The following is a 15,195-nucleotide window of genomic DNA, read 5'->3' on the forward strand; positions in this document are numbered from 1 at the left end:
TAAGATTTGATTCTACTATAAGACTTTTAAAAATTGTAAAAGTTTAATTATTCAAATAAAGCCTTTAATTCAGAAGCTTCACTAGGTTTTATTTTTCCGGAAAGTAATAAGCTTAATTGTTTTCTGCGAAGCGCAGCATCAAATCGTTCTTTTTCTATATCGGTTTCAGGAGTTACTGGTGGTACAGCAATAGGTCGTCCGGTTTCATCAACAGCTACAAAGGTGTATATGCCTTCGTTTGCTTTGGTTTTGTTTCCAGACTCTCTGTCTTCTATCCAAACATCAATAAACACCTCTACAGAGGTTTTAAAAGCCCTAGAAACTTTAGCTTCAACAGTTACTACACTTCCTAAAGGAACCGCTCTATTGAAAGCTACGTGATTAACAGAAGCCGTTACAACAATACGACGACTATGGCGTCTAGCCGCAATACTCGCAGCACGATCCATGCGGGCTAAAAGTTCGCCTCCAAATAAGTTTCCTAAAGGATTGGTTTCACCAGGTAAAACCATATCGGTAAGTATTGTTTTAGATTGTTCGGGTGTTTTTGCTTGCATCTTAACTTTTTAAGTGAAAGATGTAAAGGTAAAAAAGCTTTTTAGGATATTGAAGATTCAAGTTAAATATAAATTAGATGATATAAAATCTAATTTTCTACTTTAACTACAGCCATCTTACCTGTATAGGATAGGTTTCCTTTTAATGATAAGGATTTATTAGCTGATACTAAATCGTCAAATTTTTCTTTGTTGTAAACAAAATACATGGCACTTTTTCCATCAAATAAAAACCCGATGTTAGATAGTCCTTGAGAACTTAGCTTGTTTAAAAAAGCATCTCTTTTTTCGGAATCTTTAAAAGCACCTAACATTAAATAATAACCACTTTCTACAGTAGTAACATTATGGATTATTTTAATGATGTTTCTGTTTTCTTCAAAAACGTAATCACTAACACTATCTTGTTGGTTTGCTAGTGTCTTTTTAATGACCTTTGTTTGAGTAGGAAGTGTTTTTTCAATATTTCCTTTGCTTATAGTGTTTTTAGATTCTATATCATGGTTTACAAGTAACCAAGCATCTTTATTATGTGATTTTTTAATATCTCTTAGCGCTTTTAAAGCATCAAGTCTGTTTTCGTAACTAGCATAAACAACTTGGTGTAAGCCATATTTATTAACTCCAATTTTTCTGGCCTTAAAACCATCAGCTTTAAGTTGCTTAATTTTTTTATCGCAGTTTTCTTCTACTCTAAATGCACCAGCTACAATATGAAAATTTCCAGATTGTTTAGTAACAGGAAGTTTAATAGCAGGAAACGGGTTTAAATTAAAAGTAGCTTGCTGAATTTTAGCGTCTAATTGTTGTGTAGCCTCTTCTTGTGCTAATTGGTTATGCTCTTCAATTTGATTAACATAATAATTAGAAGCGGCAAAACCACCAATTGTTAAAGCAATTAATGCAACTGCTGCATATTTTAGGTAAGGTCTCGATTTACGTTTTTCAGGCGTAATAGTTAACGGGGTTACTTTTTCAATAGCTTCAACTTCTTCTTTATAATCTTCTCTTGTAATTGAAGGTGATACAAATTGAGATAACCCAAAAGCATCCGTTAAATAATTTAAATGATACGAAGGTTCAAATAAAATTTTACCTTCAGTATTAAAAACAATCTCTCCAATATTTTTAAAAGTAAGAGTTTCACCTTGTGTTAAAAAGTCTTTTAGGATGCTAACACGTTTTGCAATTTTCTCATTTGCAATTTCAAAAGGAATTTTTTCTATATCAGCAATATAATTTGCCAATAAGCCATCATTTTTTTGAATTTGCTCATTAAATGACACGACTTTTTTAGGCGGATAAAAAACATTGGTATTATTATTTACCGTCGCAGATACCGGTTGTGTTAAAAATGTACCAAACTCAGGGATAGTAACACATTCATATCTATATAATAAGTCGCTTATGTAGGTTTCTAATTGCATGAAAACAAAGTTAAAAAATTATACTTGTAGATAAAATTTAAGATGAAGTATTTATTAACAACTAATAGATTCTTTTGTTTTAGATTATAAAACAGTTGAAAGAAATTGCTTAGATTTGAAATATACACTTAAATTTTAAATCTCAATTATTGAGTAACTTTTTTTATTGTGGTTTCAAAATCAAATGAATAGAATGACTGAAAACGATTTGCTTTATACGTTAGCATTACAACATGTGCCCAATATAGGAGATATAACAGCCAAAAAATTAATTTCAAATTGTGGCTCTGCAGAAGCGGTTTTAAAAGAAAAAAAACAAAATCTTCTTAAAATTGATGGTATTGGTACGACTATTTTAAACCATTTGTTTGAAACGACACATTTAATAGAAGCCGAAAAGGAAGTAGACTTTATAAATGGAAATGATATTAAAGTATCGTATTTTGAAGATGATAATTATCCTGAAAAACTAAAACATTGCATTGATGGGCCTATTTTATTATTTGAAACTGGGCAAGTTAATTTAAAAGAGCAGCGAATTATTAGCATTGTTGGTGCTAGAAAAATTACAACGAGTGGTATAGCGTTTTGCGAAGATTTAATTGAAAAGTTAGCAATTTATAACCCTGTTATAGTATCTGGTTTTGCTTACGGAACCGATATTACAGCTCATAAAGCAGCAATAAAACATAATTTACAAACAATAGGCTGTTTAGCGCATGGGCTTAATCAAATTTACCCAAAAGGACATAAAAAATATATGGTTGATGTAGAAAATAATGGAGGATTTTTTACTGATTTTTGGAGTAGCGATCATTTTGATAGAAACAATTTTTTAAAGCGAAATAGAGTTATTGCAGGTTTAAGTGAAGCGACTATTGTTATAGAATCTGCCGAAAAAGGTGGAAGTTTAGTAACTGCCGATATTGCGAGTTCTTATAATCGTGATGTATTTGCAGTTCCGGGGCGTACAACAGATAGCCAAAGTGTAGGCTGTAATAATTTAATAAAACAGCAAAAAGCACAGATGCTTACTACGCCAGTAGATGTACCTTATATTTTGAACTGGCAATTAGAAGACAATAAAAAACCAGCTATCCAAAAGCAATTATTTGTTGAGCTAGATGCAACCGAAAAGGTAATTTATAATTACTTAAAAGATAATAATAAACAACAGTTAGATATTATAGCAATAAGTTGTAATCTACCTATTTTTAAAGTAGCTAGTATTTTATTAACTATGGAATTAAAAGGCGTTATTAGGCCTTTGCGAGGGAAATTGTTTGAGGTTGTTTAGTATCCAACCTTCTCTCTAACTCTCCCTAAAACATCATTAGCTACTAACGCTGCTTTTTCTGCACCAAGTGTTAAAGCTTTATCAATTTCGTTAAGGTTATTCATGTAATAGTTATAACGCTCACGTTGTGTCGCAAATTTTTCAACAATTAATTCAAATAAAGCCTGTTTTGCGTGTCCATAACCGTAATTACCATTTTCGTAATTAGCTTTCATAATTGCTATGTCTGCTTCAGAAGCTAATAAACTATAAATAGCGAAACAGTTACAAGTACTCCAGTCTTTAGGTTCTTCAAGTGGTGTGCTATCTGTTTGGATAGACATGATTTGCTTGCGTAATTTTTTATCGGCTAAAAATATATTAATCGTGTTATTTCTACTTTTGCTCATTTTTTCACCATCGGTACCTGGAATAAGCATGGTGTTTTCTTGTATTTTGCCTTCTGGCATCACAAAAGTATCGCCTACTTTAGCATGAAAACGAGATGCAACATCTCGAGTCATTTCTATATGTTGTAATTGGTCTTTTCCAACAGGAATAATTTCGGCGTCATATAATAATATATCGGCGGCCATAAGCATAGGGTAAGTAAACAAACCAGAGTTTACATCTTCTAGTCTATCGGCTTTATCTTTAAAACTATGTGCCAATGTTAAACGTTGGTAAGGAAAAAAGCAACTTAAATACCAAGACAATTCTGTTACTTGCGGAATATCACTTTGTCTGTAAAACACGGTTTTTTCAATATCTAAACCAAATGCTAACCAAGTCGCAGCTGTAGAGTAAGTGTTCTCTCTTAATACATTAGCATCTTTAATTTGAGTTAAAGTATGTAAATTGGCAATAAATAAAAAAGAATCATTTTCTGGGTTTTCAGCCATTTTAATAGCTGGTAAAATAGCGCCTAAAATATTGCCTAAATGTGGAGTTCCTGTACTTTGTATACCTGTAAGTATGCGTGCCATAAATTTTATATAAGCTGCAAATTTAAAGATAAGTTACTCAATAAAAAAAAGTGGCGTGAGCCACTTTTGTAAAAATTAAAAAAAAAGATTATTTTTTGATTAATCCTGCAACAAACAATATGGCACAAGCGCCTATAGCTCCTGTTAAAACATCACCTATAACGCCATTCATTAACGAGATGCCTAATGTTCCAAAAAGCCAGTTTCCAACAATGCCTCCAAGAATACCAATAATAATGTTTAGTAGTAGTCCGAAACCACCACCTTTCATTAATTTGCCTGCTAACCAACCCGCAATACCGCCAATTAGTAAAGAATAAAGTAAACTCATAATTAAATATTTTATGTTGTTATGTTTTAAAGATAATCAATTTATAATAGTATTTTTGAAACGCATGAAATTTATAAAACACGTATTCTGGACATTCTACCGTATTTGGTTTTACATACTTGTAGGTTTACCTATACTAATTATGTTTCCTATACTTTTAATTTCTATTTCTAAAGAGTCTTGGTATCCATTTTTTTTTAAAATAGCTAGAATTTGGGCTAAATTTATTTTAATAGGTATGGGTTTTAATTACTCTATTGAATGCGAACAAGTACCAGAAAAAGATAAGAGTTATATGTTTATTGCTAATCATACATCAATGGCAGATATTATGCTTATGTTGGTTTCTGTAAAAAATCCTTTTGTATTTGTTGGGAAAAAGGAATTGGCTAAAATTCCGCTATTTGGATTTTTCTATAAAAGAACCTGCATTTTGGTAGATAGAAGTTCTGCTAAAAGTAGGCAAGCTGTTTTTTTAAGAGCTCAAAGGCGTTTACAATCTGGTTTAAGTATTTGTATTTTTCCTGAAGGCGGTGTGCCGGATGAACATATTGAGTTAGATGAATTTAAAGATGGCGCTTTTAGGTTAGCTATTAATCATCATATTCCTATAGTACCCATAACATTTGCAGATAATAAAAAACGCTTTTCTTATACTTTTTTTAGTGGAAGCCCAGGTAAGATGCGTGTTAAAATTCATAAATTTTTAACAACTGAAAATTTAACGGTTGAGGATACTAGATCGTTAAATGAGAGCTCTAGGGCTATTATTTTAGAACAACTAAAATCTTTTTCAAAACACTAGTTTTGTTTACTTTTTTTTACGAAAATTAAATTTTTCTTTGAAATTGAATTTTAATTTGTAGATTTACACAATCGATTGCGCAAAATAAAAACAAATATGAATGTTTTACAAACGTCTTTAAAGACGCTCTTAGTTTTATTAATTTTTAATAGTTGCTCGTCTCCAGAAAAGAAAAGTTTAGAAAAACTGTCTTTAAAAGAGACATATAAAAATGCTTTTTTAATTGGGAATGCTTTAAATGAAGATACGGCTTCTGGAATTGATACTATATCTCAACGAATAATTTTAGAACAATTTAATGCCATTACTCCAGAAAATATAATGAAAGCTGAAGCTATAAACCCTGAGCCAGGAGTTTATAATTTTAAACCAGCAGATGATTTTGTTGCCTTTGGAAAAAAGCATAACCTATTTATTATTGGTCATACTTTAGTTTGGCACAATCAAACTCCTAATTGGTTTTTTCATGAAGAAAATGGAAACCCTAATACATCAGAAGCTCAAATTGAACGTATGCGCAGCCATATTGAAACTGTTGCTGGAAGATATGCAGGAAAAGTAGATGCTTGGGATGTTGTTAATGAAGTTATAGATAATGATGGCTCTTATAGACCAACTACTTGGGTTAAAGGTGTAGGTAGTGGTGATGAGTTAGTAAAACATGCTTTTAAATTTGCTAGTTTGTATGCGCCAGATACAGAATTGTATTATAATGATTTTAATGTGTGGAGACCTTCAAAAAGAGACGGCATCATGCGTTTAGTTAGGATGCTTCAAAAAGAAGGAATAAGAATAGACGGTGTTGGTATTCAAGCACATTGGGGCCTTAATTATCCAAAAAATGAATATATTGAAGCCGCTATAGATTCTTTTGCAACACTTGGTGTAAAAGTGATGATTACAGAATTGGATGTAGATGTATTACCAGTAACAAAAGAAGGACAAATTATTGGCACAGGATTATTACACCCTCAATATGATTTAGAAGAATTTAAAGAATTTTTAGATCCATATGCTGATGGTTTACCAGAACAACAACAGCAGGATTTAGCTAATAGATACGCCGAACTTTTTGAGATTTTTCACAGAAAAAAAGATAAAATAGATCGTGTAACATTTTGGGGCGTACATGATGGTATGTCTTGGAAAAACGATTATCCAATAGCAAATAGAACGAATTATCCTCTATTGTATGATAGAGATAAAAAAGCAAAACCTGTTTTAGATGCCATTTTAAATATTTCGAATAACAACAATTAAATTAATGAGTAAAGAGAAAAAATTGAGGAGCCAAGAGTGGTTTGGAGGACAAGATAAAATGGGGTTTGTACATCGTTCTTGGTTAAGAAACCAAGGGTGTCCAGATGATTATTTTGAAGGAAAACCGGTAATAGGAATCTGTAATACGTGGTCTGAATTAACACCATGTAATGGTCATTTACGTGATGTAGCCGAAGTTGTTAAACGTGGTATTTTAGAAGCAGGTGGTTTTCCTTTAGAATTCCCCGTAATGTCTTTAGGAGAAACCATTATGAAACCAACTACCATGTTGTTTCGTAACTTGGCTAGTATGGATACAGAAGAATCAATTAGAGCAAATCCACTTGATGGAATCGTTTTATTAACAGGTTGTGATAAAACAACGCCTTCTACAATTATGGGCGCCTGTAGTGTAGATATTCCAACAATTGTTGTTCCTGGTGGGCCTATGTTAAATGGCCGTTTTCGGGGCGAAACAATTGGCTCAGGGTCTTTTAACTGGATGATTAAAGAAAAGCAAAAAACAGAAGATTTTGATTCTGAAGCTATGAAAGAAGCCGAAATTTGTGCGGCGCGAAGTATTGGACATTGTAATACTATGGGAACCGCATCTACAATGGCAACTATGAGTGAAGCTTTAGGGTTAACACTTCCTGGATTTTCATCGATTCCTGCAGCAGATTCTCGTAAAAAAGTAATGCAACAATTATCAGGTCGTCGTATTGTAGAAATGGTGAAGGAAGATTTAACCATGTCTAAAATCCTAACTAGAAAAGCATTTGAAAATGCCATAATTACCAACGCTGCTGTTGGTGGATCAACTAATTTAATTATTCATCTAATTGCCATTGCAGGACGTATAGGAGTTAATTTAAAATTGGAAGATTTTGATACTTTAGGCAGTCAAATTCCATTATTAGTTAATTTAATGCCTTCTGGAAAATATTTAATGGAAGATTTCTTTTATGCTGGTGGATTACCTGTAGTAATGAAAGAATTGGGCGATTTGCTACATCAAGATATTGTTACGGCTAACGGAAAAACATTCCGAGAGAATTATGAAAAAGCAAAATGTTATGATAATAATATTATTGCCAAAATAGATAAACCTTTGCAAGAAAATGCTGGTATTGCTGTTTTAAAAGGTAACTTATGTGAAAACGGATCGGTTATAAAGCCTTCGGCAGCATCAAAACGATTGATGAATCATACAGGAAGAGCTGTTGTTTTTGAAAGTATGGAAGATTATCATGAACGAATTGATAATCCAGATTTAGATATTGATGAAGATTGTGTTATCGTACTTAAAGGTGTAGGACCAAAAGGATATCCAGGAATGCCAGAAGTTGGTAATGTTGATTTACCAGAAAAACTAATTATGAAAGGCGTAAAGGATATGATTCGTATTTCTGATGGTAGAATGAGCGGAACAGCTTACGGAACTGTTATACTTCATGTATCTCCAGAATCAACCATTGGTGGTACATTAGCCATTGTTCAAAATGGAGATACTATAACTTTAGATGTTGAGAACAGATTACTTCAACTAAACATTTCAGATGAAGAAATTGCAAAAAGAAAAGCAGAATGGAAAGCTCCAGAGCCTCTTGCTAAAAGAGGGTACGTACGTATTTATATAGATCATGTTCAAGGTGCTGAACTTGGTGCCGATTTAGATGTACTTGTTGGTGGTTCTGGATCGAAAGTAGAAAGAGATTTACATTAAATAGTTAATTAAAACCAACAACTAAATGGTCGTTATTTATTTATTACTTAGTGTTGCCCTTATAATTTTGCTAACCACAAAATTAAAAGTACATCCTTTTGTAGCGTTACTTTTGGTAGCCATTTTTTATGGAGTTATTGTTGGCATGCCATTAAATCAAATCATTACTTCTGTTAATACAGGGTTTGGAAATACCCTTGGAGGTATTGGAATGATTATTATTCTAGGTGTAATTATAGGTGCATTTCTTGAAAATTCTGGAGGCGCATACGCATTAGCCGAAAAAGTATTAAAGTTTACAGGAGTAAATAAAATTCCATTAGCAATGGGAATAATAGGCTGGTTTGTATCCATTCCTGTTTTTGCCGATAGTGGTTTTATGTTATTAGCGCCATTAAACAAAAGTTTGTCTAAAAAAGCAGGAATTTCATTATCTGGAACCGCAATTGCTTTAGCGCTTGGTTTAACAGCTGCACACACCTTGGTACCTCCTACTCCTGGACCTATTGCTGCAGCACATTATTTAAATGCAGATTTAGGTTTAGTCATGCTATTTGGAATCCCAATTAGTTTATTAGCTTTAATGGTAGGACTTGTTTTTGTTAAAAAAGTGGTATCAAAAACCTATATAGATCCAGATCCTAAAATTACTGATGAAGAAATTGTTGAACGCTTAAAAACAGCTCCTAGTGCATTTAAATCTACCATTCCAATATTTGTACCTATCATTTTAATTGTGATAAAATCATTGTTGACTTCTCTTTATGGTTATAAAAATGATGATTACGAATCGTTTCCAGATTTAATAAAAATATTATTCTTTTTAGGTGAGCCTTTTATTGCTTTACTAATTGGTGGGTTTTTATCGCTAACCCTTCCGAAGAAATTAAATAAAGACATGTTTTCAACTTCTGGTTGGATAGGAAAAGCATTGGTAGGTGCATCATCTATTTTATTAATTACAGGCGCTGGTGGTATTTTTGGACAAGTATTACGCGATTCTGGAATTGCAACAACTTTAGGAGAAACCTTATCGAATATAAATATTAGTATTTGGTTGCCATTTTTATTGGCGGCAGCAATAAAAACAGCACAAGGATCATCAACAGTAGCTTTAGTAACAACGGCTTCTATTTTAGCACCAATGATGTCAAATCTTGGTTTTGATACCGAGCTTCAAAAAGCAATGGTGGTTGTTGCTATTGGAGCAGGGTCTGCAGTTATTTCACATGCTAACGATAGTTTCTTTTGGGTTGTAACCCGTTTATCTGGAATGGATGTGAAACAAGGTTATCGTTTTCATTCTTTAGGAACCTTTATCTTAGGAAGTTCAGCAGCAATTATATTATTCATTTTATATCTAATTTTAAATTAATGAGAGTTTACAATACAACAAAGGGCATTTTATTAGAATCTAACAATTCATTTGTTTTAGTTAATGAAAACTGGGATGTTTTTATTAATGACGATAACGTTTTAAATAAAGCAAAAGAATTGATGTCCAAAAATTCTAAAATTGATAACGCTAAAGATCTTATAGAAAATCATTTGCTTGTGCCTATGCAGAGTCAGGAATTATGGGCAAGTGGCGTAACATATTATAACAGTAAATTAGGACGACAAGAAGAAAGTAAAGATGCCGGAGGAGGCGATTACTATGAACGTGTATATAATGCCGATAGACCAGAATTATTTTTTAAAGCAACTATTAATAGAACAGTTCCATCTGGCGGAAAAGTAAATATTAGAAAAGATTCTACTTGGGATGTGCCAGAGCCAGAATTAACACTAGCCATATCGTCTTCAGGAAAAATAATTGGTTATACTGTTGGTAACGATATGAGCTCAAGAAGTATTGAAGGAGAAAATCCATTGTACCTTCCGCAAGCAAAGACTTACGATGCTTGTGCAGGATTAGGTCCATGTATTTATTTAACAAACGAGCCACTATCTTTAGATACTAAAATAGTTATGCAAATAATTAGAAACGGGGAAACTGTTTTTGAAGAAAGTATTGAAATAAACAAAATAAAGCGTAAGCTAGAAGATTTAGTTAAATATTTATACGAAGAGTGTTCTTTTGCTTACGGAAGCTTTTTAATGACTGGAACTGGAATTGTACCAACTACAGATTTCACATTACAAAGCGATGATAAAATTCTAATTTCAATAGATCATATTGGGACTTTAGTCAATTATGTAAGATGAGATTTTTAAAAGCTGTTTTTTATTTTTTTCTTCTAATCGTTAATATTTGTTTTAGTCAAAAAAGCACTTATATTTTAGGTGAAGATTCAAAACAACACGATGACGTTCCCAGAGGAAAAGTCACAAAGCATATTTGGAAAAGCACTTTATTAGAAGGGACTATACGTGAATATTATTTGTATATTCCAGAGCAGTATAATCCAAATGAAGCAGCAGCATTAATGGTTTTTCAAGATGGACATTCTTATGTAAATTTAGAAGGAGATTTTCGAGTGCCAACGGTATTAGATAATCTTATTTGTAAAAAAGATATTCCAGTAACCATTGGTTTGTTTATAAACCCTGGACATAAAAGTTTAGAGTTACCAGAAAACCCATATAGAGCAAGTAATAGGAGTATTGAGTACGATAGTTTAAATGATGATTATGTTCGTTTTCTTATTGAAGAATTGATTCCCGAAATAGGGAAAACGTATCATTTAACAAGCAATCCGAAAATGAGAATTATTTGTGGACTGTCTTCTGGTGGTATTTGTGCGTTTACAGCAGCTTGGGAGCGTCCAGATTATTTTAGTAATGTTATAAGTCATTTTGGTAGTTTTACAAATATTCGTGGCGGACACAATTATGAAGCTATGATTAGAAAAACACCTAAAAAAAATATTAAGGTTTATCTTCAAGATGGATCAAATGATTTGAATAATGAACACGGAAATTGGTGGCTTGCTAATTTGCAAATGGCTTCATCACTAGAATATAAATCATATAATTATATGTTTGTTAAAGGTGATGGAAAGCACAATGGAAAGCATGGAGGCTCTGTGTTTCCAGAGGCTTTAAAATGGATTTGGTCTGATTTTAAAAAAAATAGGAATTAAAAGAATTATAAAAATGAAATTGATAGGAGGAAATTATATCGCGGGTTTAGTATCATCTGAAGGGAAAAGTACATTTAAAGGCATCAACCCTTTTGATGCTTCAGAGTTACCAACAGATTTTCATGAAGCAACTGAAGAAGAGGTCAATAAAGCAGTAATAAAAGCAAATGAAGCATTTACTGTTTACAGTAAAAAAAGTGGTCATAATAAAGCTGATTTTTTAGATGCAATTGCTGATGAAATTTTAAATTTAGGAGATACTTTAATTGAGCGTTGTTGTGCTGAAACGGGTTTGCCTGTTGGAAGAATTACAGGAGAACGTGGGCGTACAATGGGTCAATTAAAATTGTTTGCCAATGTATTAAGAGAAGGTTCTTGGGTAGATGCTCGTATAGATACTGCAATTCCAGATCGTCAACCAATTCCAAAACAAGATATTCGCTCAATGCAAAAGGCATTAGGTGTTGTTGGAGTTTTTGGAGCGAGTAACTTTCCATTAGCATTTTCAGTTGCAGGAGGCGATACAGCTTCGGCTTTGGCAAGTGGTTGCCCTATAGTAGTAAAAGCACATCCATCACACCCAGGAACATGCGAATTAATTGCTATAGCTATTAATGCTGCTGCAAAGAAAACCAATATGCCTGCAAGTGTTTTTTCAATGGTGCATGGTAAATCAGTAGCCGTTGGAATGGCCATTGTAAATCATCCTTTTGTTAAAGCGATTGGATTTACAGGTTCTAATAAAGGCGGTATAGCTATTTTTAAAGCGGCTAATGAGCGTGAAGAGCCAATTCCTGTATATGCAGAAATGGGAAGCACTAATCCTGTTTTTATTTTACCAAATGCTTTAAAAGAAAGTGGTGATGAAATTGCTCAAGGTTTAACCGGTTCGGTTACTTTAGGTGTTGGCCAGTTTTGTACAAACCCAGGAATTGTGTTTTTAAACAATGAAACTTCAGTTTCTGATTTTCAAGAAAAACTATCTCAAAATTTTCAAGCAGTTGAAGCAAATACGATGCTTAATAGTGGTATTAAATCTGCATTTGATAATGGGGTTAATAATTTATCAAGTAAAAACAACGTTGAATTATTAGCCCAAGGAAAAGAAAACAACCAGGGTTTTAAAGGTAGTGCACATGTATTTAAAACGTCTGCAAAAAACTTTTTAAACGAAAATTATTTAGAAGAAGAAGTTTTTGGCCCTTCAACAATTACAATTACCGCAGATTCAAAAGATGAGTTATTAGCCTCAGCAAAAAAAATGAAAGGGCATTTAACAGCAACATTATTTGCAACCGAAGAAGATTTAGAAAACCACACTGATTTAATAGAAATTTTAGAACAAAAGGTAGGACGCTTAATTATTAATAATTTCCCGACAGGTGTTGAAGTATGTCACTCAATGGTTCACGGAGGGCCATTTCCCTCAACAACTAATAGTAGGTCAACATCAGTAGGTACAGGAGCAATTACTCGTTTTACTCGTCCTGTATGCTATCAAAACTTTCCTCAGCATTTATTGACTGATGAATTGAAAAATGAAAACCCTTTGGGGATTATTAGAATCTTTAATGGGGAGTATAAAAAATAATTTTTAAAAAGAAAAAGCTACTCAGGGCTGAGTAGCTTTTTATTCGATATTAATTTCCGAGCTTACTGAAAATCAATACCTGATAGATCTAACCAAAAACCTAAAACTTAATGGCGAATCCGGTATAAACACCTATAAAATAAGGTTTAAAATCGCCAGATGTATTATTGAATGTGTTAATTTGATATTTGAACATAGGCTCTAAATTAAAGTCTATTTTTTTAGAAACCTGATAGTTTAATCCAAGACCAAAATTAGCACTATAACTTATTTTATTTAAGTTGGTAGCTTCTCCCAAAAGGATTCTAGTACCACTTTCTGCTTCAGAAGATATTTCATTATTGTTTAAAAAGAATGAGCTAAAACCACCAATAACATTAATACCTAATTTCTTGTTTAATAAGGCATATTGAATTTCTATTGGAACTTCAATAAACCCTAAAGACTGATTAATAGACGTATTTGATGCACCAAATGATTCAGGACTTTCATTTGAAGCAAAATTTTCACCACTTACAAGTGAAATGTTTTCAGTAGTATTCTCGTTTGGTGAGGCATCAAGATTATTATTGTTACTAACACTTACATTTTGAAGTGCGCGTTTACTGCTACTTACTCCAACTGATCTATATATAACAATGTTATTAGTGTTATAGCCTAGATTTACTCTATTAATACCAGATCGAATACTTAATTTTTTATTTAGAGCATAGCTAGTAGATATTCCGTAGCTCATATTAATTTCTCCTGTTTTAGAGTTACGATTAAATTGAGGATCTATAGAAGAGCCTTCTCCAAAACTATTAAAATATACAGGTGCAGCGTTTGGAGTAACACTCCATTTATTTACTTTTTCTTCTTTTTCAATAATATCTTTAGTTTTATCTATTGCTTCTTCAATAGTTAGCGAGTTTTCTTTAGTTGTTTTGTTGTTTGCTAAAGAAGTATTTATTTCTTCAATATTAGATTTTGAAACTGTATTATTCTTAATAATATTTTTAGCACTATTAACATCAATTAGGGTAGTACTCTTTTCGTTTTGATTACTGTTTTTGTTTGTTTCTTCAAGATTATATGCAATTGTTGTTTCTGATTCTGTTTTTATTTTTATTATTGAATTAGAAATATTTGATTTTTTATTTGAAGATTTAGTATTGTTATTTCTGTTTCCAGAATCAGTTGTTTTTGCTATTGAAGAATTAGTTGAGCTATTAATTTTATTGATTAATGGTTTAGCCTTGTTTTGAGAACTTTTTTCTGTGTTTTCGTTTTCTTTATGATTAACTGTAATAACACTACTATTTTTATTTAAATCACCCGAATTTAAATTAATGGGATTACTATTTATTTTAGTCTCAATATCTACAATGGTATTTGTTTCTGGTTTATCGGTGTTCATAAAATAAGTCCCACCAACAGTTAAAAGAAGCAATAATAATGCTGCAACACCTGCATAACGCCACCAAATAGGAATAATTCGCGTCTTTTCTTTATTTGTAAGTTTAGCCTCAATGTTTTTCCACACAGCATCACTAGGAGTAGCTTCAAAATCTTTGAGACCTTCCTGAAATAATCTATCGATATGCTTTTTTTCTTTCATTATAATGATTGTGCACTTTGTGTTGTTTTATAATTTTCAATAGTTTGCTTCAAAGTTTGTCTAGCACGTGCTAGATTAGATTTTGAAGTTCCTATATTAATATTTAGCATGTCTGCTATTTCTTTGTGTGAATAACCATCAAGTACATATAGGTTAAAAACCATTCTGTATCTGTCAGGTAATTCTTGAATAATTTGTAATAGATAATCAATTGAAATTTCGTCTTCATCAATTTCTAATACAACATCTTCAATACTATTTTCATTTACTATATCAAAAACTTTTTCGGTTCTGTATCGTTGTAAAACAGTGTTTATAGTAATACGTTTTAACCAACCTTCAAAAGAGCCTTTATTTTTATATTGCCCAATTTTATTAAAAATTGTTAAAAACGCATCTTGCAAATTATCTTCTGCTTCAGCATAGTTTTTTGAATACTTTAAGCATACAGAGAATAGTTTACTCGAAAAGAGTTTATACAATTCTCCTTGTGCTTTGGTATCATTAATTTTACAATTTTCTATGAGTTGATTTAAACTCAAAATTAAAC

General features: G+C 32.1%; 14 protein-coding genes. 8 read left to right on the forward strand and 6 right to left on the reverse strand.

The window, feature by feature from the left end; genetic code table 11:
- Positions 1 to 47: 47 nt before the first annotated feature.
- The gene (locus ACH5TW_RS10075; protein ID WP_439336373.1) at positions 48 to 557 is read right to left on the reverse strand and encodes an acyl-CoA thioesterase; all 510 of its coding nucleotides are present in this window, start codon (positions 555 to 557) and stop codon (positions 48 to 50) included.
- 89 nt (positions 558 to 646) lie between these two features.
- Complete coding sequence (locus ACH5TW_RS10080; RefSeq protein WP_439336374.1) at positions 647 to 1,984, reverse strand: HU domain-containing protein; 1,338 nt, start codon at positions 1,982 to 1,984, stop codon at positions 647 to 649.
- Between the two features lie 193 nt (positions 1,985 to 2,177).
- Here ACH5TW_RS10080 and dprA point away from each other — a divergent pair, with 193 nt between their 5' ends.
- On the forward strand, positions 2,178 to 3,281 hold the full coding sequence (gene dprA, locus ACH5TW_RS10085; RefSeq protein ID WP_439336375.1) for a DNA-processing protein DprA: 1,104 nt from the start codon (positions 2,178 to 2,180) through the stop codon (positions 3,279 to 3,281).
- On the opposite strand, the gene trpS is transcribed toward dprA, so the two are convergent.
- Both trpS and ACH5TW_RS10095 read right to left on the reverse strand, forming a co-directional pair.
- Positions 3,278 to 4,246, reverse strand: a complete 969-nt coding sequence (gene trpS, locus ACH5TW_RS10090) for a tryptophan--tRNA ligase (protein WP_439336376.1) — start codon at positions 4,244 to 4,246, stop codon at positions 3,278 to 3,280. The genes dprA and trpS overlap by 4 nt on opposite strands.
- An 88-nt stretch (positions 4,247 to 4,334) precedes the next feature.
- A complete protein-coding gene (locus tag ACH5TW_RS10095) occupies positions 4,335 to 4,577 on the reverse strand; it encodes a GlsB/YeaQ/YmgE family stress response membrane protein (RefSeq protein WP_439336377.1) in 243 nt (80 codons plus the stop codon).
- A 64-nt stretch (positions 4,578 to 4,641) separates the two neighbouring features.
- Between ACH5TW_RS10095 and ACH5TW_RS10100 the strand changes: the two genes are divergently transcribed.
- The 7 genes from ACH5TW_RS10100 (at position 4,642) to ACH5TW_RS10130 (ending at position 13,045) form a co-directional block, all read left to right on the forward strand.
- Positions 4,642 to 5,382 (forward strand): lysophospholipid acyltransferase family protein, encoded by a 741-nt coding sequence (locus tag ACH5TW_RS10100; protein WP_439336378.1) that lies wholly within the window; start codon positions 4,642 to 4,644, stop codon positions 5,380 to 5,382.
- A gap of 96 nt (positions 5,383 to 5,478) precedes the next feature.
- The gene (locus ACH5TW_RS10105; RefSeq protein ID WP_439336379.1) at positions 5,479 to 6,642 is read left to right on the forward strand and encodes an endo-1,4-beta-xylanase; all 1,164 of its coding nucleotides are present in this window, start codon (positions 5,479 to 5,481) and stop codon (positions 6,640 to 6,642) included.
- Positions 6,643 to 6,646: 4 nt separating this feature from the next.
- Positions 6,647 to 8,368 (forward strand): IlvD/Edd family dehydratase, encoded by a 1,722-nt coding sequence (locus ACH5TW_RS10110; protein WP_439336380.1) that lies wholly within the window; start codon positions 6,647 to 6,649, stop codon positions 8,366 to 8,368.
- A gap of 25 nt (positions 8,369 to 8,393) precedes the next feature.
- Entirely contained in the window at positions 8,394 to 9,743 is a 1,350-nt protein-coding gene (locus ACH5TW_RS10115) for a GntP family permease (RefSeq protein WP_439336381.1), read from the forward strand.
- Positions 9,743 to 10,576, forward strand: coding sequence for a fumarylacetoacetate hydrolase family protein (locus ACH5TW_RS10120; RefSeq protein WP_439336382.1), 834 nt, complete (start codon positions 9,743 to 9,745; stop codon positions 10,574 to 10,576). The genes ACH5TW_RS10115 and ACH5TW_RS10120 overlap by 1 nt, the downstream gene beginning before the upstream one ends.
- Positions 10,573 to 11,454: an alpha/beta hydrolase gene (locus ACH5TW_RS10125; RefSeq protein ID WP_439336383.1), complete on the forward strand. Its 882-nt coding sequence runs from the start codon at positions 10,573 to 10,575 to the stop codon at positions 11,452 to 11,454. The genes ACH5TW_RS10120 and ACH5TW_RS10125 overlap by 4 nt, the downstream gene beginning before the upstream one ends.
- 13 nt (positions 11,455 to 11,467) lie before the next feature.
- Positions 11,468 to 13,045, forward strand: a complete 1,578-nt coding sequence (locus ACH5TW_RS10130) for an aldehyde dehydrogenase (NADP(+)) (protein ID WP_439336384.1) — start codon at positions 11,468 to 11,470, stop codon at positions 13,043 to 13,045.
- A gap of 100 nt (positions 13,046 to 13,145) precedes the next feature.
- Here the strand turns inward: ACH5TW_RS10130 and ACH5TW_RS10135 are convergent, their stop codons facing one another.
- Together ACH5TW_RS10135 and ACH5TW_RS10140 are read right to left on the reverse strand one after the other, a co-directional pair.
- Positions 13,146 to 14,645 (reverse strand): hypothetical protein, encoded by a 1,500-nt coding sequence (locus ACH5TW_RS10135; RefSeq protein WP_439336385.1) that lies wholly within the window; start codon positions 14,643 to 14,645, stop codon positions 13,146 to 13,148.
- Positions 14,645 to 15,187 carry an RNA polymerase sigma factor gene (locus ACH5TW_RS10140; RefSeq protein ID WP_439336386.1) on the reverse strand — a complete coding sequence of 181 codons (543 nt, stop codon included), beginning with the start codon at positions 15,185 to 15,187 and terminating at the stop codon, positions 14,645 to 14,647. The genes ACH5TW_RS10135 and ACH5TW_RS10140 overlap by 1 nt, the downstream gene beginning before the upstream one ends.
- Between the last annotated feature and the right edge of the window lie 8 nt (positions 15,188 to 15,195).

It is taken from the genome of Thalassobellus sediminis (assembly GCF_044386045.1).
In the GTDB taxonomy this organism is placed as follows: domain Bacteria; phylum Bacteroidota; class Bacteroidia; order Flavobacteriales; family Flavobacteriaceae; genus Thalassobellus; species Thalassobellus sediminis.